At 69.3% G+C, this 18,298-nt stretch carries 10 protein-coding genes, 1 tRNA gene and 1 rRNA gene; 11 read left to right on the top strand and 1 reads right to left on the bottom strand.

The genetic code is table 11. The features are described 5' to 3' along the window. From rrf to ACIPWY_RS38255, 3 genes are all read left to right on the top strand, one after another. Window positions 1–83 (top strand): 5S ribosomal RNA (gene rrf / locus ACIPWY_RS38265); the annotation flags it as partial. A 114-nt stretch (window positions 84–197) separates the two neighbouring features. Further along, window positions 198–860, top strand: coding sequence for a DegT/DnrJ/EryC1/StrS family aminotransferase (locus ACIPWY_RS38260; RefSeq protein WP_362909333.1), 663 nt, complete (start codon window positions 198–200; stop codon window positions 858–860). 85 nt (window positions 861–945) lie between these two features. Beyond that, a tRNA-Thr gene (locus tag ACIPWY_RS38255) sits at window positions 946–1,018 on the top strand. A gap of 52 nt (window positions 1,019–1,070) precedes the next feature. Here the strand turns inward: ACIPWY_RS38255 and ACIPWY_RS38250 are convergent. Then, complete coding sequence (locus ACIPWY_RS38250; RefSeq protein ID WP_362909217.1) at window positions 1,071–3,695, bottom strand: SpoIIE family protein phosphatase; 2,625 nt, start codon at window positions 3,693–3,695, stop codon at window positions 1,071–1,073. 336 nt (window positions 3,696–4,031) lie between these two features. Here ACIPWY_RS38250 and ACIPWY_RS38245 point away from each other — a divergent pair, with 336 nt between their 5' ends. The 8 genes from ACIPWY_RS38245 to ACIPWY_RS38210 all read left to right on the top strand — a co-directional run bounded on the left by ACIPWY_RS38245 (window position 4,032) and on the right by ACIPWY_RS38210 (window position 17,900). Next, window positions 4,032–9,545, top strand: coding sequence for a HAMP domain-containing protein (locus ACIPWY_RS38245; RefSeq protein WP_362909219.1), 5,514 nt, complete (start codon window positions 4,032–4,034; stop codon window positions 9,543–9,545). A 274-nt stretch (window positions 9,546–9,819) separates the two neighbouring features. Further along, a complete protein-coding gene (locus ACIPWY_RS38240; protein WP_362909221.1) occupies window positions 9,820–10,503 on the top strand; it encodes a response regulator in 684 nt (227 codons plus the stop codon). A 115-nt stretch (window positions 10,504–10,618) separates the two neighbouring features. After that, window positions 10,619–13,390 carry a DNA translocase FtsK gene (locus tag ACIPWY_RS38235; protein ID WP_393706084.1) on the top strand — a complete coding sequence of 924 codons (2,772 nt, stop codon included), beginning with the start codon at window positions 10,619–10,621 and terminating at the stop codon, window positions 13,388–13,390. A gap of 281 nt (window positions 13,391–13,671) precedes the next feature. Next, on the top strand, window positions 13,672–14,550 hold the full coding sequence (locus ACIPWY_RS38230; RefSeq protein WP_393706083.1) for a helix-turn-helix domain-containing protein: 879 nt from the start codon (window positions 13,672–13,674) through the stop codon (window positions 14,548–14,550). Between the two features lie 78 nt (window positions 14,551–14,628). Next, window positions 14,629–16,089 carry a 30S ribosomal protein S12 methylthiotransferase RimO gene (rimO, locus tag ACIPWY_RS38225; RefSeq protein ID WP_362909226.1) on the top strand — a complete coding sequence of 487 codons (1,461 nt, stop codon included), beginning with the start codon at window positions 14,629–14,631 and terminating at the stop codon, window positions 16,087–16,089. Beyond that, complete coding sequence (gene pgsA, locus ACIPWY_RS38220) at window positions 16,086–16,766, top strand: CDP-diacylglycerol--glycerol-3-phosphate 3-phosphatidyltransferase (RefSeq protein ID WP_383896968.1); 681 nt, start codon at window positions 16,086–16,088, stop codon at window positions 16,764–16,766. Before rimO ends, pgsA begins: the two co-directional genes overlap by 4 nt. After that, window positions 16,763–17,416 carry a CinA family protein gene (locus ACIPWY_RS38215; protein WP_401536870.1) on the top strand — a complete coding sequence of 218 codons (654 nt, stop codon included), beginning with the start codon at window positions 16,763–16,765 and terminating at the stop codon, window positions 17,414–17,416. Before pgsA ends, ACIPWY_RS38215 begins: the two co-directional genes overlap by 4 nt. Window positions 17,417–17,525: 109 nt before the next feature. Then, window positions 17,526–17,900: a helix-turn-helix domain-containing protein gene (locus tag ACIPWY_RS38210; RefSeq protein ID WP_100591071.1), complete on the top strand. Its 375-nt coding sequence runs from the start codon at window positions 17,526–17,528 to the stop codon at window positions 17,898–17,900. Window positions 17,901–18,298 lie beyond the last annotated feature (398 nt).

The raw sequence follows: 18,298 nt of genomic DNA, 5'->3' as shown, positions 1-18,298 counted from the left end.
ACATTCCGAACCCGGAAGCTAAGCCTCACAGCGCCGATGGTACTGCAGGGGGGACCCTGTGGGAGAGTAGGACGCCGCCGAACTAATTTTGAAGAGCTGGTCCCTGAACTTCGGTTCAGGGACCAGCTCTTTTTTGTTTTGCGTCACTTGTCGTTCACGTTGCGCAGCCAACATCCCGTGTCATGGGGACAGTTGCAATGCTGAGAGCTGCCGGCATCGGAGCCGGTGACGAGGTCATCGTGCCCGCCTACGGAAACGTCGAGGTCGCGCAGGCCGTCGAACTGGCTGGTGCCAGACCCGTGTTCGCGGACATCGACCCGGACACATACTGCCTCGCCCCCGCCTCGGTCGAGGCCGGAGTCAGCGCACACACCGCGGCCATCATCGCCGTACACCGCTTCGGGCAGCCGGCCGATGTCGCGCGCCTTCGGGAAATCGGTGGGCGGCGTGGGCTGCTCGTCCTGGAGCAGGGCGAGTCGGAGCAGCCGCTCGACGGGCTCGCCCAGCGGCGGGCGCACGCCGGCTATCTGAACGCGCGGCTCAGCGGCGTGCGGACACCCGCCGGGAGCGATCGGCACACCTACCAGCAGTACGTCGTCCGAGTGCCCGGCAACGGGCGCCCCGACCGGGACGCCTTCGCACACGCCATACGAGCCAGGGGAATTGACTGCCGCGTGCCGGTGAAGACGCCCGTGCACCGGCTGCCGCAGTTCCGGCGCGACGTCGGGCTGCCGGAGACCGAGCGGGCCGCCGACGAGACGCTGGCGCTGCCCGTCAGTGCCACGCTGTCGCGGCGCGAGCTGCACAGGGTCGCCTCCGCGTGCAATGCGCTCGGTGGGCTGCTGCAGCCTGCTTTCTGACGCGCAGGCGGGGCGGTTCGAGCCGAGCTGAAGTTCGGGTATGCTTAATTCCGTTGCTGCGGGGGAAACCCCGGGAAAGCAACAGGCCCCTATAGCTCAGTCGGTAGAGCGTCTCCATGGTAAGGAGAAGGTCAGCGGTTCGATTCCGCTTGGGGGCTCAGACATAAAGGCCTCCGCCCTTTCGGGCGGAGGCCTTTTGCGTTGTGACCCTCAGTCCTTCTGGAGTTCCGGGACGCGCATCGTCAGGATGGCCATGTCATCCGAAGGGGCGTCAGACGCGAAACGCTCCACCGCGCGCATGATGCGCGCCGCCACCGCGCCGGCCGTCAGGCCCGTACAGGTCGTCAGGACGTCCGCCAGGCCGTCGTCGCCCAGCATGCGAGTGCCTTCACGGCGCTCGGTGATCCCGTCCGTGACACAGAGGAGGACGTCACCCGGGTCGAGCGTCGTCGTCTGCTCGTAGAGCTCCAGATCCTCCATGACGCCGAGGAGCGGCTGCGGCTCCGCGTACGGCTCGACCGTGCCGTCCTGGCGTAGGCGCAAGGGGAGCGGGTGGCCGGCGCACACCATCTTCAGGACCGCCGAGCCGTCCTCCTGCGGCCACAACTCGCCGTAGAGGAGCGTGAGGAAGCGGCTGCGGGCGCCCTCGTCGAGGATGGCGGCGTTCAGGCGCTCCAGGACCGCGGGGCCGCCGAAGCCCTCGCGGGCCAGGAGGCGCAGGGCGTGGCGGGCCAGGCCGGTCACTGCCGCGGCCTCCGGGCCCGTACCGCAGACGTCGCCGATGGCGAAGCCGTAGGCGCCGTCGCGGATGGGGAACAGGTCGTAGAAGTCGCCGCCCACCTCGTTGCCTTCGCCGGCCGCGCGGTAGATGACCTCTACCTCCACGCCCGGGATGTGGGGGAGCTCCGGAGGGAGCAGGCTTCGCTGCAGGGACTGGCTGATGGCCATGCGCTCCGAGTAGAGGCGCGCGTTGTCCAGGGCGAGCGCGGCGCGGCGGCTCAAGTCCTCGGCCAGTTCCAGGATTTCCTGGCGGAAGTGTTCGTCGGACGGCTTGCCGAGGGTGAGCATGCCGATGACGCGGTTGCGGGCGACCAGGGGGAGGACGACCGTCTCGCCGCCGACCGCGGCAGCCGTCGCGAGGGTCGTGCCGATGCCCGAGCTGACGCTCGACGGTGCGCCGAGGCCGAGGCTGCGCATGGACGTCCGTAGAGCCGCCTGGTGGGCCGCCTCTGCGGGCGCCGCCCAGACGCGGGCTCCGGGGGTGGGGACCGGGTCCGGCGGGGCGATCTTGGAGAGGAGCGCCTTGAGGCCGTCGATGCGCTCCTCGTCCTCGTGCAGAACGTACGAGAGGTAGGGCTCCGAGGACTGGTCGGCGATCGTGTAGACGGCGCACCAGGTGGCGAGCGTCGGGACCGTCATCTGGGCCATGAGGGCCAGGGTCTGGTCGCGGTCGAGGGTGCCGGCGAGGAGGTCGGAGGCCTCGACGAGGAAGCTGAGGGAGCCGCGGCGGAGCTTCTCGAGCTCGCCGAGGCGGGCCGACTCGACGGCAAGGGCGATGCGGTCGGCGGCGAACTGGAGGCGCAGGGCCTCCTCGTTCGAGTAGCGGTCCGGTGCCTCGGCCGCGACGCCGAGGGAGCCGGTGAGACGGCCCTCGACCTTGAGCGGGACCGTGACGACCGAGCGCATGCCCGTGCCGTTGAGAAGCGGGACGGCGCCGGGGATGACCGTGAGGTCCTCGTGAACGGCCGGCATGCGGGCGGAGCCGTAGCGGCCGGGGCCGACCTCCACGGGGACGCGGGCGAAGCGCTGGCGGGCCGAGGGCAGGCCCGTGGAGGCGCGGACCTCCAGCTCGGTCTCGTCGTCGGTCGCGAGGAGCAGGAAGGCGGAGTCGCCGTCGAGCATGTCGCGGGCGCGTTCGACCGTGCGCTGGAGCAGGCCGTCGAGGTCGTCGGGGGCGGGTGAGCCGATGAAGACCTGGAACGGGTCGGACGCGTTGCCCTCGGACAGCGTGCCGGTCTCCGAGGTGGTCTGGCCGCGCAGCGGGGTCTGGAGGACTGCGCGCTCGTGGTCGCGTACCAGGAGGCAGACCGTGGAGGGTTCGCCGCCCGCGTCGCGGACGCGGAGATGTGAGGCGTAGACGGGCGTCACGCGGCCGTTGGCGCCGCGGATGCCGTAACTGCCCTCCCAGCGTGAGAACTGCAGCGCGTCGGCGATTCCCGTGCTCGTGCCGGGGGTGTGCGGCCAGGCCGCGAAGTCGGTGAGGGGTTTACCGATGACCTGTTCGGCGACGTATCCGAAGAGGTGCTCCGCGTCTTCGCTCCAGGCGGCGACGGCTCCCGTGCGGTCGATCTGGACGACGGCGACCCGTACTCTGCCGTCGGCGAGCGGAAGAAGGTCGGTGGGGAGGGCGGGGCCCGCGGTGCGGGTTCCCACCGAACGCTGGGGAAGGGCGAGTTGGAACCAGACGAGTTTGTGCGTCGGCGTGTAGTCGACGCCCCAGCGGGTGGCGAGGGCCGCGCAGAGCTGGAGGCCGCGGCCTCCCTCGCGGTCGGGGCTGCCCATGTTGATCGCGGACTGCTGGAGCGGGATCTCGCGCTCCGGATAGCGGTCGGCGACCTCGATGCGTACGCCGTCGTCGGTGCGCAGGCACAGGACCTCCGCGGAGGTGCCGGCGTGCACGACGGCGTTCGTCACGAGCTCGCTGGTCAGGACGACCGCGTCGTCGATGATGTCGGGGAAGCCCCACCCCTGGAGGGTGTCGCGCACAAAGGCGCGGGCGGTCGCGACGGACCGCCCGACGGGTTCGAAGGTGGCAGCCGCGCGGGCGGTGATCACAGAACTCCCTGTATCAGTCGTACAAGTCTCGACGCCCAGGTCTCCCGAACTCATGGCGCGGCCGCCCCCTCCGATGCCCGTCGTCCTCGTGCCCACCGCCCTGGCCGGGCGGACCGGGGTGGGTGGACAGCCGCATGCAAGGTTACTTACCTTCGCCGTCCATGCGGATGCCGGTCACCAGTGTTTCCGCCCGGGAGGGTGTGCGGACGGTGTGCGAAGCTGCCGAACTGTTATGGCCTGGTTCCGCCATGGTGAAACACTGGGCAGGATTCCGAAGAGAACCCGAGCAATCCGAGCTATCCGAGCAGTACGGCCGACCCTTGCGGGAGGGACACAGTGGAGTCTGGCGCAGCGTCGCGAGGCACGAATACGCGCGCGAAGGGCGGACAGTCCCTGGCGAAACAGCGTAAACCGCGCAATGGGACCACGGCGGTGGATACCGCCGCCCTGAACAGACTGCTCGCCGGGCTTGTGGCGATGCGGGACGGTAATTTCCGCAAGCGCCTCACGGTGTCGGGCGACGGCCTCATGACCGAGATCGCGGCGGTCTTCAACGAGGTCGCGGACCGGAATCTGCACCTCACCGGCGAGTTGTCGCGGGTGAGGCGGATGGTCGGGCGGGAGGGAAAGCTCACCGAGCGGCTGGAGACGGGCGCCTGTGAGGGCTCGTGGGCCGCGGCGATCAACGCCTCGAATGCCCTGGTCGACGACCTCGTGCGCCCGGTCTCCGAGGTCGGACGGGTGCTCACGGCGGTCGCCGAGGGTGATCTGTCGCCGCGCATGGAGCTGCGCTCGCAGGTGCCGGACGGCAACGGTCATCCGCTGCGGGGCGAGTTTCTCAAGGTCGGGCGCACGGTCAACAACCTGGTGGACCAGCTGTCGACGTTCACCGACGAGGTCACGCGGGTGGCCAGTGAGGTGGGCACGGAGGGCAAGCTCGGCGGTCAGGCCCGGGTGCGCGGTATGTCCGGTTCGTGGAAGGATCTCACGGATTCGGTCAACACGATGGCGTACCGGTTGACGGCTCAGGTGCGTGACATTGCTCTCGTGACGACCGCGGTGGCGAAGGGCGATCTGTCCCGGAAGGTCACGGTTCATGTCGCGGGCGAGATGCTCGAACTGAAGAACACCGTCAACACGATGGTGGACCAGCTCTCCTCCTTCTCCTCCGAGGTGACCCGGGTGGCCCGCGAGGTGGGCACGGAGGGCGAGCTCGGCGGCCAGGCGCAGGTGCCTGGTGTGGCGGGTGTGTGGAAGGACCTCACCGATTCCGTAAATCTTATGGCCGGCAACCTGACGGCCCAGGTGCGTGGGATCGCGCAGGTCACGACGGCGGTCGCCAACGGTGATCTGTCGCAGAAGGTGACGGTGTCGGCACGTGGCGAGGTCGCCCAGCTCGCCGAGACGATCAACCAGATGACCGAGACGCTGCGCACGTTCGCCGACGAGGTCACGCGTGTGGCCAACGAGGTCGGTGCGGAAGGGCAGCTCGGCGGCCAGGCGAATGTGCCGGGCGCGGCGGGTACGTGGAAGGACCTCACCGATTCGGTGAACACGGTCTTCCGGAACCTGACCACTCAGGTGCGTGACATCGCGACCGTCACGACGGCGGTGGCGAACGGTGATCTCTCGCAGAAGGTGACCGTCGACGTCGCCGGCGAGATGCTCGAACTGAAGAACACTGTCAACACGATGGTGGACCAGCTGTCCGCGTTCGGCTCCGAAGTCACGCGCGTGGCGCGGGAGATCGGTGTCGAGGGTGAGCTGGGCGGCCAGGCGCACGTCCAGGGCGCGGCCGGTACGTGGAAGGACCTGACGGACTCCGTCAACACGGCGTTCCGCAACCTGACGGGCCAGGTCCGCAACATCGCGCAGGTGACGACGGCGGTGGCCAACGGCGACCTGTCGCAGAAGGTCACCGTCGACGTGTCCGGCGAGATGCTCCAGCTGAAGAACACCGTGAACACGATGGTGGACCAGCTGTCCTCGTTCGCCGACCAGGTGACGCGCATGGCGCGTGACGTGGGTACCGAGGGCCGCCTCGGCGGTCAGGCGCGCGTGGACGGCGTGTCCGGCACCTGGAAGGAACTCACCGACTCCGTCAACTTCATGGCGGGGAACCTGACTTCGCAGGTGCGCCAGATCGCGCAGGTGACCACGGCGGTGGCGCGGGGTGACCTGTCGCAGAAGATCGACGTGGACGCGCGCGGCGAGATCCTCGAGCTGAAGAACACCATCAACACGATGGTCGACCAGCTCTCCGCGTTCGCCGACCAGGTGACGCGGGTGGCCCGCGAGGTGGGTACGGAGGGCCGGCTCGGCGGTCAGGCGCAGGTGCCCGGCGTCGCCGGTGTGTGGCGCGATCTGACCGACTCCGTGAACGGCATGGCCGGCAACCTCACCGCCCAGGTGCGCAACATCGCGCAGGTCGCCACGGCGGTGGCGCGCGGTGACCTGTCGCAGAAGATCGACGTGGACGCGCGCGGCGAGATCCTGGAGCTCAAGAACACCCTCAACACGATGGTGGACCAGCTCTCGAACTTCGCCGAGCAGGTCACGCGGGTCTCCCGCGAGGTGGGTACGGAGGGCATCCTCGGCGGGCAGGCCGAGGTCCAGGGTGTCTCCGGCACCTGGAAGGACCTCACGCAGTCCGTGAACGGCATGGCCAACAACCTGACCCTTCAGGTGCGCAACATCGCCGAGGTCACCACGGCCGTCGCCCGCGGCGACCTGTCCAAGAAGATCACCGTCGACGCGAAGGGCGAGATCCTCGAACTCGTCACGACCGTCAACACGATGGTGGACCAGCTGTCGTCGTTCGCCGAGCAGGTGACCCGCGTGGCCCGCGAGGTGGGCACGGAGGGCCAGCTGGGCGGCCAGGCGCGTGTGCGGGGCGTCACGGGCATCTGGAAGGACCTCAGCGACAACGTCAACCTGATGGCCAACAACCTGACCAGCCAGGTGCGCAACATCTCGCAGGTCGCGGCGGCCGTCGCCAACGGAGACCTCACCAAGAAGGTCACGGTCGAGGCGCGCGGTGAGGTCGCGCAGCTCGCGGACACGGTCAACACCATGGTGACGACGCTGAGTTCGTTCGCCGACCAGGTGACCCGGGTGGCCCGCGAGGTGGGCACCGACGGCATCCTCGGCGGGCAGGCCCGCGTCCCGGGAGTCTCCGGTACGTGGAAGGACCTCACCGAGTCCGTGAACGGCATGGCGTCGAACCTGACCGGACAGGTCCGCAACATCGCGATGGTCACGACCGCCATCGCCAAGGGCGACCTGACCAAGAAGATCGACATCGACGCCCGCGGCGAGATCCTCGAACTCAAGACGACCATCAACACGATGGTGGACCAGCTGTCCTCGTTCGCCGAGCAGGTGACCCGGGTCGCCCGCGAGGTGGGTACGGAAGGCCAGCTGGGCGGCCAGGCGCGCGTGCGCGACGTCGACGGCACCTGGCGCGACCTGACCGAGTCCGTGAACGAGATGGCCGGGAACCTGACCCGTCAGGTGCGCGCCATCGCGGCCGTCGCCACGGCGGTGACCCGCGGCGACCTGAACCTCAAGATCGACGTAGACGCGGCGGGCGAGATCCAGGCGCTGCAGGACAACATCAACAAGATGATCTCCAACCTCCGCGACACCACGGTCGCCAACGAGGAGCAGGACTGGCTGAAGGGCAACCTGGCCCGTATCTCCGGCCTGATGCAGGGCCGCCGCGACCTCGAGGACGTCGCCTCGCTGATCATGAGCGAGCTGACGCCGGTCGTCTCCGCCCAGCACGGCGCGTTCTTCCTGGCGCTGCCGACGGACGAGGCCGAGGCCGGTGGCGCGCCCGAGGACGCGTACGAGCTGCGCATGCTCGGCAGTTACGGCTACTCGATGGGGTCCATGCCGACGTCCTTCCGGCCCGGAGAGACGCTCATCGGGACCGCGGCCCAGGAGAAGCGCGCGATCCTCGTGGAGAACGTGCCGCAGGGCTATCTGAAGATCGCCTCCGGGCTCGGGGAGGCGCCGCCCGCACACGTCATCGTGCTGCCGGTGCTCTTCGAGGGGACGGTCCTCGGGGTGATCGAGCTGGCGACGTTCCAGCCGTTCACGCAGATCCAGAAGGACTTCCTGAACCAGATCGCCGAGATGATCGCGACGAGCGTGAACACCATCTCCGTCAACACCAAGACGGAGGTGCTGCTCAAGCAGTCGCAGGAGCTCACGGAGCAACTGCGTGAGCGGTCGGCCGAGTTGGAGAACCGGCAGAAGGCGCTTCAGGAGTCCAACGCGGAGCTGGAGGAGAAGGCCGAGCTGCTCGCCCAGCAGAACCGCGACATCGAGGTCAAGAACACCGAGATCGAAGAGGCCAGGCAGGTCCTGGAGGAGCGTGCCGAGCAGCTCGCGGTCTCCATGCGGTACAAGTCCGAGTTCCTGGCGAACATGTCGCACGAGCTGCGTACGCCACTCAACTCCCTGCTGATTCTGGCCAAGTTGCTCGCCGACAACGCGGACTCGAACCTGACCCCGAAGCAGGTCGAGTTCGCCGAGACGATCCATGGCGCCGGTTCCGACCTGCTCCAGCTGATCAACGACATCCTCGACCTGTCGAAGGTCGAGGCGGGCAAGATGGACGTGTCGCCGACCCGCATCGCACTGGTGCAACTCGTCGACTACGTGGAGGCCACTTTCCGCCCGCTGACCGCGGAGAAGGGCCTCGACTTCTCCGTACGGGTCTCGCCCGAACTGCCCGCGACGCTCCACACGGACGAACAGCGCCTGCTCCAGGTGCTGCGCAACCTGCTGTCCAACGCGGTCAAGTTCACCGACTCCGGAGCCGTCGAACTGGTCATCAGGCCGGCGAGCGCGGACGTGCCCAACGCCATCCGTGAGCAGCTCCTGGAGGCGGGCTCCCTGCGGGAGGCGGACGGCGACCTCATCGCCTTCTCCGTGACCGACACCGGCATCGGCATCGCGTCCAGCAAGATGCGGGTGATCTTCGAGGCGTTCAAGCAGGCCGACGGGACGACGAGTCGCAAGTACGGCGGTACGGGCCTCGGCCTGTCCATCAGCCGTGAGATCGCGCGGCTCCTCGGCGGTGAGATCCACGCGCAGAGCGAGCCGGGGCGTGGCTCCACGTTCACGCTGTACATGCCGCTGCACGCGAGCGAACTGCCGCCGCAGGGCTACCCGCAGCTCGCGCCCTCCATCGAGCCGGGGATGTATGCCGTGCCGCTGGAGGGTGCCAGGCCGACCGAGGCGTCGATGCCGCCGGAGGTCAGGTCGTACCAGGACACCCAGCACGGTCCCGCCGCGCTCTTCAGGCGGCGCCGCAAGCAGGTGGCCGCGCCCGAACAGCGGCCGGCGCTGCCGGGACAGCCCGGGCAGCAGGCGCCGGTGGCGCCCGCGCAGGGCCGCGCTCAGGAGCAGTGGGCGGGGACCGGGCAGGAAGGGGCGCCGCAGGAGCGCCGCGCGTTCCTCTTCGGTGGCGAGAAGGTGCTCATCGTCGACGACGACATCCGTAACGTCTTCGCGCTCACCAGCGTCCTGGAGCAGCACGGTCTGGCCGTGCTGTACGCGGAGAACGGCCGGGAGGGGATCGAGGTCCTCGAACAGCACGACGATGTGACGGTCGTTCTGATGGACATCATGATGCCGGAGATGGACGGTTACGCGACGACGACGGCGATCCGCAGGATGCCGCAGTTCGCCGGGCTGCCGATCATCGCGCTGACGGCGAAGGCGATGAAGGGCGACAGGGAGAAGGCCATCGAGTCCGGGGCCTCCGACTACGTCACGAAGCCGGTCGATCCGGATCATCTGCTGACGGTGATGGAGCAGTGGATGCGCGGGGAGTGACCGGGGCGGTGTGCGTTACTGAGCAGTTGTTGACCGAGTATGGCCGAAGCCGTGTAGAAGCGTGGTATCCGGGGAACCTTTTGGTCTCCCACTGCGTTTGTGCTACGTGCACAGTGACATCGCGGTGACAGGGTGTGGCGACGGGCGGGGTGCGGCTACCATGACCGGCACAAGGACGGGCGACGCAAGGGAGTCGCCCTCTGGGGCGGCTTCCGGAGCCGTGCCAAGTCCTGCGGACAGGGGCGGCCCCATGCCGGGGCGAGGAGGGCGGGCCATGGTGCAGAAGGCCAAGATCCTCCTGGTCGATGACCGGCCGGAGAATCTGCTGGCGCTGGAGGCCATCCTCTCCGCGCTCGATCAGACACTGGTGCGGGCATCGTCCGGGGAGGAAGCACTCAAAGCGCTGCTCACGGACGATTTCGCGGTCATTCTGCTGGATGTTCAGATGCCGGGAATGGATGGTTTCGAAACGGCGGCGCACATCAAACGCCGTGAGCGGACACGCGACATCCCGATCATCTTCCTCACGGCCATCAACCACGGCCCGCACCACACGTTCCGTGGGTACGCGGCCGGTGCGGTGGACTACATCTCGAAGCCGTTCGACCCGTGGGTCCTGCGCGCGAAGGTCTCCGTCTTCGTCGAGCTGTACATGAAGAACTGCCAACTGCGGGAGCAGGCAGCACTGCTGCGGCTCCAGCTGGAGGGCGGCGGGAAGTCCGACGTCGGCGACGCGAAGGAGCCGGCCGGGCTGCTGGCCGAACTCTCCGCGCGGCTCGCGGCCGTTGAGGAGCAGGCCGAGGCGCTCTCGAAGCAGCTCGACGACGAGTCGGCGGACGCGGCCGCGGTCGCCACGGCCGCTCATCTCGAGCGCAAACTCACCGGACTGCGCCGCGCTCTTGACGCCCTGGAGCCCGGCACGGGAAGTGGTGCACCGTCACTTCCGTCGCAGACCTGAGCGGCAGCCCGCTATTTGAGGAAGCGTCACCTCCGGGCACACCGATCCGCGACACGGACGGGTGAAGCAGTAGGCACACGTGTCCGCAGTGGCCTCCACCGGTAACCTCACACCCATGGCCTCACGTCCCGCAGCCAAGAAGACGCCCGCGAAGAAGGCGGCCGCGCCGACCAAGGCTCCGGCGAAGAAGGCCCCTGCCAAGAAGGCGCCCGCGAGGAAGCCCGCGGCGAAGAAGGCGCCCCCGAGGAAAGCCGCGGCGAAGAAGCCCGCACCGATGCCCGCGCCCAGCCCCACCGGGGGCGTGTACCGGCTCTCGCGTGCGCTCTGGCTGGGCGTCGCGCACAGCGTGGGCGCGATGTTCCGCGGCGTAGGGCGCGGCGCCAAAGGGCTCGACCCGGCGCACCGCAAGGACGGCCTCGCACTCCTGCTCCTCGGCCTGGCGCTGATCGTCGCGGCGGGCACCTGGTCGAATCTGCGCGGACCCGTCGGCGACCTCGTCGAAATGCTCGTCACCGGCGCGTTCGGCCGCCTCGACCTGCTCGTACCGCTGCTGCTCGGCGGTATCGCCGTACGCCTCATCCGGCACCCCGAGAAGCCCGAGGCCAACGGGCGCATCGTGATCGGCCTGTCCGCGCTCGTCATCGGCGTACTCGGCCAGGTCCACATCGCCTGCGGCTCGCCCGCCCGCACCGACGGCATGCAGGCCATAAGGGACGCCGGAGGGCTCATCGGCTGGGGCGCCTCCACGCCGCTGAGCTTCACCATGGGCGAAGTGCTCGCGGTACCGCTCCTCGTACTGCTCACGGTCTTCGGGCTGCTCGTGGTCACCGCGACGCCGGTGAACGCGATTCCGCAGCGACTGCGGCTGCTCGGCGTGAAGCTCGGCGTCGTCCATCCGGACCCCGAGGACGACGTACTCGGCGCCGGCGATGTGCCGGACGACGACGAGCGTTACGACGAGCAGTGGCGCGAGTCCCTGTCCGCGCGCTCCCGGCGGCGCCCGGCGGACCCGGAGACGTACGACCCCGACCAGGCGGAGCGGGAGGCGCTCTCCAAGCGGCGCAGGCCCCGGCGCACCCCTGTGCAGCCTGTCGTGACGCGGCCCATGGACGCGGTCGACGTGGCCGCGGCGGCCGCTGCCGCGCTCGACGGGGCCGTGCTGCACGGCATGCCGCCGTCGCCGCTGGTGGCCGATCTGACCCAGGGGGTCGCCACGGAGCGGGAGAGCGCTCCGGAGCGCACGGCGCCGGTGCCGACCGCACGGGCCAAGACGCCGGCGAAGGAGACCGTGGAGGCGGCTCCGGAGCCCGCGGCGGCGCCCGCCAAGGCCGGCGTGCCCGACCTGACGAAGTCCGCCCCCGACGCCCCGCGCGACCTCCCGCCGCGCGCCGAGCAGCTCCAGCTCTCCGGCGACATCACCTACTCGCTGCCGTCGCTCGACCTGCTGGAGCGCGGCGGCCCCGGCAAGTCGCGCAGCGCGGCCAACGACGCCGTCGTCGACTCGCTGTCGAACGTCTTCTCCGAGTTCAAGGTCGACGCCAACGTCACCGGCTTCACGCGCGGCCCGACGGTCACCCGCTACGAGATCGAGCTCGGCCCCGCCGTGAAGGTCGAGAAGATCACGGCGCTGGCCAAGAACATCGCCTACGCCGTCGCGTCCCCGGACGTCCGGATCATCTCGCCCATCCCCGGCAAGTCCGCGGTCGGTATCGAGATCCCGAACACCGACCGCGAGATGGTCAACGTGGGCGACGTCCTGCGCCTCGCCGACGCGGCCGAGGACGACCATCCGATGCTCGTCGCGCTCGGCAAGGACGTCGAGGGCGGCTACGTCATGGCCAACATGGCGAAGATGCCGCACATCCTCGTCGCCGGCGCCACCGGCTCCGGAAAGTCGTCCTGCATCAACTGCCTGATCACCTCGATCATGTGCCGTGCGACCCCCGAGGACGTGCGCATGGTCCTGGTGGACCCCAAGCGCGTCGAGCTGACCGCGTACGAGGGCATCCCGCACCTGATCACGCCGATCATCACCAACCCCAAGCGGGCCGCCGAGGCGCTCCAGTGGGTCGTGCGCGAGATGGACCTGCGCTATGACGACCTCGCGGCCTTCGGGTACCGGCACATCGACGACTTCAACCAGGCGATCCGCGACGGCAAGCTCAAGACGCCGGAGGGCAGCGAGCGCGAGCTGAAGACGTACCCGTACCTGCTGGTCATCGTCGACGAGCTGGCGGACCTGATGATGGTCGCGCCGCGGGACGTCGAGGACTCGATCGTGCGCATCACGCAGCTCGCGCGCGCGGCCGGCATCCACCTGGTGCTCGCCACCCAGCGCCCGTCGGTCGACGTCGTCACCGGCCTCATCAAGGCAAACGTTCCCTCCCGGCTCGCCTTCGCCACCTCCTCGCTCGCCGACAGCCGCGTCATCCTCGACCAGCCCGGCGCCGAGAAGCTGATCGGCAAGGGCGACGGGCTCTTCCTGCCGATGGGTGCGAACAAGCCCACCCGTATGCAGGGCGCGTTCGTCACCGAGGACGAGATCCACGCGGTCGTCCAGCACTGCAAGGACCAGATGGCGCCCGTCTTCAGGGAAGACGTCACCGTCGGGACCAAGCAGAAAAAGGAGATCGACGAGGACATCGGCGACGACCTCGACCTGTTGTGCCAGGCCGCTGAGCTGGTCGTTTCCACGCAGTTCGGGTCCACGTCGATGCTCCAGCGCAAGCTGCGCGTCGGCTTCGCGAAGGCCGGGCGGCTCATGGACCTCATGGAGTCGCGGAACATCGTGGGGCCGAGCGAGGGATCGAAGGCACGTGACGTTCTTGTGAAGCCTGACGAACTGGATGGAGTGCTCGCCGTGATCCGCGGGGAGGCTCAACCCTGAGGCGCGCGCCGCCGGGACAGCGCGCGCATCCCACTCGACGAACGGACGGCTCACACTCGCGATCGACGCTCACTCGTAAGGGAGCGTGAGGCAACCGTTTCCCCTCCGCGTACGTCAAGTTGAGGGAGGGGACAGGTAGGTGTCCCAGCATCGGAGTGACCGGCCGTTGTGTCCGGCCATACCGATGGCGTACAAAGTCTGACCGCCCGGTTGCCCCACCCTTTCGTACCCCCCCTAGACTGAACCTCCAGCAGGTGGTTACACGCTCGAAAGGCGCCCCCGTGTCCATCGGCAACTCCCCTGAAGACGACCGTCCTTCGGATGACCTTCACGCGACGCCCCCTCCGGCCGTCGAGCAGGCGCCCACGCCCGCGGACGACCGTCCCTCGATCGGGCGCGTCCTACGGCAGGCGCGCGTCGACGCCGGGATGACCATCGACGAAGTCAGCACGTCCACCCGGGTGCGCATCCCGATCGTGCACGCGATCGAGGAGGACGACTTCTCGCGGTGCGGCGGCGACGTCTACGCCCGCGGCCACATCCGGACCATCGCGCGCGCCGTGGGCGTCGATCCCGCGCCGCTGCTCGCCCAGTTCGCCGACGAGCGCGGCGGGCGGCCCGCGCCGACTCCGGCCGCTCCGCTGTTCGAGGCCGAGCGGATCAGGTCCGAGCCGCGCCGGCCGAACTGGACGGCGGCCATGGTCGCCGCCATCGTCGCGGTGATCGGCTTCGTCGGGTTCACCGCGTTCGGCGGCAGCGACGACGGCGACAAGCAGCAGGCCGCCGAGGGTGCGACACCGGTCACCGGCAAGGCGAAGCCCACGCAGACCCCCAAGCCCACCAAGCCCACCGACCCCAAGCCCGACCCGTCCGGCAGCGCGATCGCGGCCGCGCCCCGTGACAAGGTCACCGTCAAGATCAACGCGGCGGACGGGCGCAGCTGGATCTCCGCGAAGGACCACAACGGACGGATCATGTTCGACGGCCTGCTGGAACAGGGTGAGTCGAAGACCTTCCAGGACAACCAGAAGGTCGACCTCGTCCTCGGTGACGCGGGCGCCATCCAGCTGTACGTGAACGGCAAGCAGGTGGACAACGAGTTCGAGCCCGGACAGGTCGAGCGCCTCACCTACACCAAGGGTGATCCCGAGGTCGGATGAGCGGGAGGTTGCCCGGTGGTGATCTCCGGGTAACCCTCGCGGGCAGTGCTGTCGGTGGGACGAAGTAGTCTTGAGCCCATGCCCGAACGCCGTACCGTCGCCCTTGTCACTCTTGGCTGCGCCCGTAACGAGGTGGACTCGGAGGAGCTCGCAGGCCGCTTGGAGGCGGACGGCTGGGAGCTCGTCGAGGACGCCGAGGCCGCAGACGTCGCTGTCGTCAACACCTGTGGCTTCGTCGAAGCCGCCAAGAAGGACTCCGTCGACGCCCTTCTCGAAGCCAATGACCTCAAGGGCCATGGCAGAACCCAGGCCGTCGTGGCCGTCGGCTGCATGGCCGAGCGGTACGGCAAGGACCTGGCGGAAGCCCTCCCCGAGGCCGACGGCGTGCTCGGCTTCGACGACTACGCCGACATCTCCGACCGGCTCCAGACCATCCTCAACGGTGGCATCCACGCCTCCCACACCCCGCGCGACCGGCGCAAGCTGCTGCCGATCAGCCCGGCCGAGCGCCAGGACGCCGGCGCCGAGGTGGCGCTTCCCGGACACGCCCCCGTGGACCTGCCCGACGGTCTCGCGCCCGCTTCCGGCCCCCGCGCCCCGCTGCGCCGCCGTCTCGGGACGAACCCCGTCGCCTCGGTGAAGCTGGCATCCGGCTGCGACCGCCGCTGCACGTTCTGCGCCATCCCGTCCTTCCGCGGCTCCTTCATCTCGCGCCGGCCCAGCGACGTCCTCGGTGAGACGCGCTGGCTCGCCGAGCAGGGCGTCAAGGAGGTCATGCTCGTCTCCGAGAACAACACCTCGTACGGCAAGGACCTCGGCGACATCCGACTCCTGGAGACGCTGCTGCCCGAGCTGGCCGCCGTCGACGGGATCGAGCGGGTGCGCGTCAGCTATCTGCAGCCCGCCGAGATGCGTCCCGGTCTCATCGACGTCCTCACGGGCACCGACAAGGTCGTCCCGTACTTCGATCTCTCGTTCCAGCACTCGGCGCCCGCCGTGCTGCGCTCCATGCGGCGCTTCGGGGACACCGACCGCTTCCTCGAGCTGCTGTCCACGATCCGCGACAAGGCACCGCAGGCCGGTGTCCGGTCGAACTTCATCGTGGGCTTCCCCGGTGAGAGCGAGGCCGACCTGGCCGAGCTGGAGCGTTTCCTCACCGGCGCCCGCCTCGACGCGATCGGCGTCTTCGGCTACTCCGACGAGGAGGGCACGGAGGCGGCGTCGTACGAGCACAAGCTCGACGAGGACGTCGTCGCCGAGCGCCTCGCGCGTGTGTCGCGGCTCGCCGAGGAGCTGGTCTCGCAGCGCGCGGAAGAGCGTGTGGGCGAGGCGGTCCACGTCCTCGTCGAGTCCATCGACGACGAGGACGGGGTCGTCGGGCGCGCCGCGCACCAGGCACCCGAGACGGACGGACAGGTCCTGCTCACGAGCAGCGCGGGCCTGAGCGTGGGTCGTATCGTCGAGGCAAAGGTGGTCGGTACCCAGGGCGTGGATCTGGTCGCCGAGCCGCTCGAGTGTTCTGAGGAGGCGGGCAGATGACCGGAGTCCCGGCGTCCGCAACGGGCGGTTCCGGTAGGCCGGCGCCCGGCGGCAAGCTGGGCGCTGCGGCCGTCAACCAGGCCAGCCTGTGGAACATCGCGAACATCCTGACCATGCTCCGGCTCGTCCTCGTGCCGGGCTTCGTGGCGCTCCTGCTCGCCGACGGCGGCTACGACCCCGTCTGGCGCGCCTGGGCCTGGGCGGCCTTCGCCGTCGCCATGATCACCGATGTCTTCGACGGGCATCTGGCGCGCACGTACAACCTGGTCACGGACTTCGGGAAGATCGCCGACCCCATCGCCGACAAGGCGATCATGGGGGCGGCGCTCATCTGTCTCTCCAGCCTCGGCGACCTGCCCTGGTGGGTGACGGGAGTGATCCTCGGGCGTGAGCTCGGGATCACCCTGCTGCGCTTCTGGGTCATCCGGTACGGGGTGATCCCGGCCAGCCGCGGCGGCAAGATGAAGACCCTCGCGCAGGGCACGGCGGTCGGGATGTACGTCCTGGCGCTGACCGGGCCGCTGGCCACCTTCCGGTTCTGGGTGATGGCGGTGGCGGTCGCCCTGACCGTGCTCACCGGCCTCGACTACGTGAAGCAGGCCGTGGTGCTGCGCCGGCAGGGCATGGCGGCCGAGCGTGCCGCCCGCGCCGAACGTGAGGCGGCGGCGGAGCAGTGACGTCCGGAGCGGTCGGCGGTGGCGGGGCTGACGGCCTCGCCACCGCCGCCGTGGTGCTCCGGCTGCTCTCCGTGCGCGGCGAGACCCTCGCGGTCGCCGAGTCGCTCACCGGTGGCCTCGTGGCGGCCGGTATCACCTCCGTGCCGGGCGCCTCGCGCGTCTTCCGCGGATCCGTGACCTCGTACGCGACCGACCTGAAACGGGACGTCCTCGGCGTCGACGGCACTCTCCTGGCCGAGCGTGGGGCGGTGGATCCCGAGGTCGCCCTGCAGATGGCGACCGGGGTGCGCAGGGTCCTGGGCGCGGACTGGGGGATCGCGACCACAGGCGTCGCCGGGCCCGACGAGCAGGACGGGCAGCCGGTGGGGACGGTCTTCGTGGCCGTCGCCGGGCCGGGGGACTCCACGGCCTTCGAGACGGGTTCCGCAGAGGCTGACGCGGGAGCCGGCGCCGGGGTCGAGCGCTGGGGGGCTCAGGCCGGCAGTTTCGCTCGTAGCCGGAAAGTGGCCGCGTTGCGGTTGAACGGCGACCGTTCGGAAATCCGTATGGAGAGTGTACGGAGTGTGCTTGAGCTGCTCCTTGAGCAGCTCTTGAGCGAACGCGCAGAGAATGAGCGGGCACAGGATACGGAACAGAACGGGGGGTTTTGATGTTTACAGCCCTGAGTGAACACGACATCGCTCCCCGCACGGCCGCGGCGCAAGGCGGTACGGTGGGGCGTGAAGGATGCGGCTACGCGGTCCGAGGAGGGAGCCACCGATGATTCTGCTCCGTCGCCTGCTGGGTGACGTGCTGCGTCGGCAGCGCCAGCGCCAGGGCCGTACTCTGCGCGAAGTCTCCTCGTCCGCCCGAGTCTCGCTCGGCTATCTCTCCGAGGTGGAGCGGGGGCAGAAGGAGGCATCCTCCGAGCTGCTGTCCGCTATTTGCGACGCGCTTGACGTACGGATGTCCGAGCTCATGCGCGAGGTGAGCGACGAGCTCGCTCTCGCCGAGCTGGCCGAGTCGGCAGCGGCTACTGATCCGGTGCCCGCACCGGTTCGCCCGCGGCTCAATTCTGTCTCCGTGGCCGGTGTCCCACCGGAACGGGTGACCATCAAGGCACCTGCGGAAGCGGTGGACGTCGTCGCTGCGTGATCTCACGCGGCGTGACGCCTCGTGCAGGTGTCACTCATAAGTGTGTGAAAGCCCCGGCCGGGAGATCGGCCGGGGCTTCTGCATGCCGAGCGGGGGCGGAGCCAGGTGCGCCGGGAGGGCTCGACATGCCCGCATCAGGGCATTCGTGCCATGGTGAAGGGGATTTTTTTCTACGGGTGCGGAGTGCCTTCGGTGTGCGGGAACGCCTCCGGAGCGCCCTGCCGCCGGGTGGCGCCGGCATTCGGGTTCGATCCGATTCGGCATCGGGCAGGAGGTGGCGGCCGTGGCGTGGCGCACCGTGCGCGGAATACCGGCCGGGGTGTGGCGGAACGCGCGCTGGATACCGGGCGTGGCCTTCGGGGCGCTGTGGTGGTGGGTTCTGGTGCGTCTGGCCTTCT

The sequence above is a fragment of the Streptomyces sp. NPDC090032 genome (assembly GCF_044748025.1).
Taxonomy (GTDB): Bacteria; Actinomycetota; Actinomycetes; order Streptomycetales; family Streptomycetaceae; genus Streptomyces.
This window is presented reverse-complemented; position numbering and strand designations above follow the sequence as displayed.

What these genes read in the sequence shown, in the direction of transcription:
- ACIPWY_RS38240 (WP_362909221.1), top strand. Translation starts at nt 9,820, where the DNA reads ATGGTGCAGAAGGCCAAGATCCTCCTGGTCGATGACCGGCCGGAGAAT.
- ACIPWY_RS38235 (WP_393706084.1), top strand. Translation starts at nt 10,619, where the DNA reads ATGGCCTCACGTCCCGCAGCCAAGAAGACGCCCGCGAAGAAGGCGGCC.
- rimO (WP_362909226.1), top strand. Translation starts at nt 14,629, where the DNA reads ATGCCCGAACGCCGTACCGTCGCCCTTGTCACTCTTGGCTGCGCCCGT.
- pgsA (WP_383896968.1), top strand. Translation starts at nt 16,086, where the DNA reads ATGACCGGAGTCCCGGCGTCCGCAACGGGCGGTTCCGGTAGGCCGGCG.
- ACIPWY_RS38210 (WP_100591071.1), top strand. Translation starts at nt 17,526, where the DNA reads ATGATTCTGCTCCGTCGCCTGCTGGGTGACGTGCTGCGTCGGCAGCGC.
- ACIPWY_RS38260 (WP_362909333.1), top strand. Translation starts at nt 198, where the DNA reads ATGCTGAGAGCTGCCGGCATCGGAGCCGGTGACGAGGTCATCGTGCCC.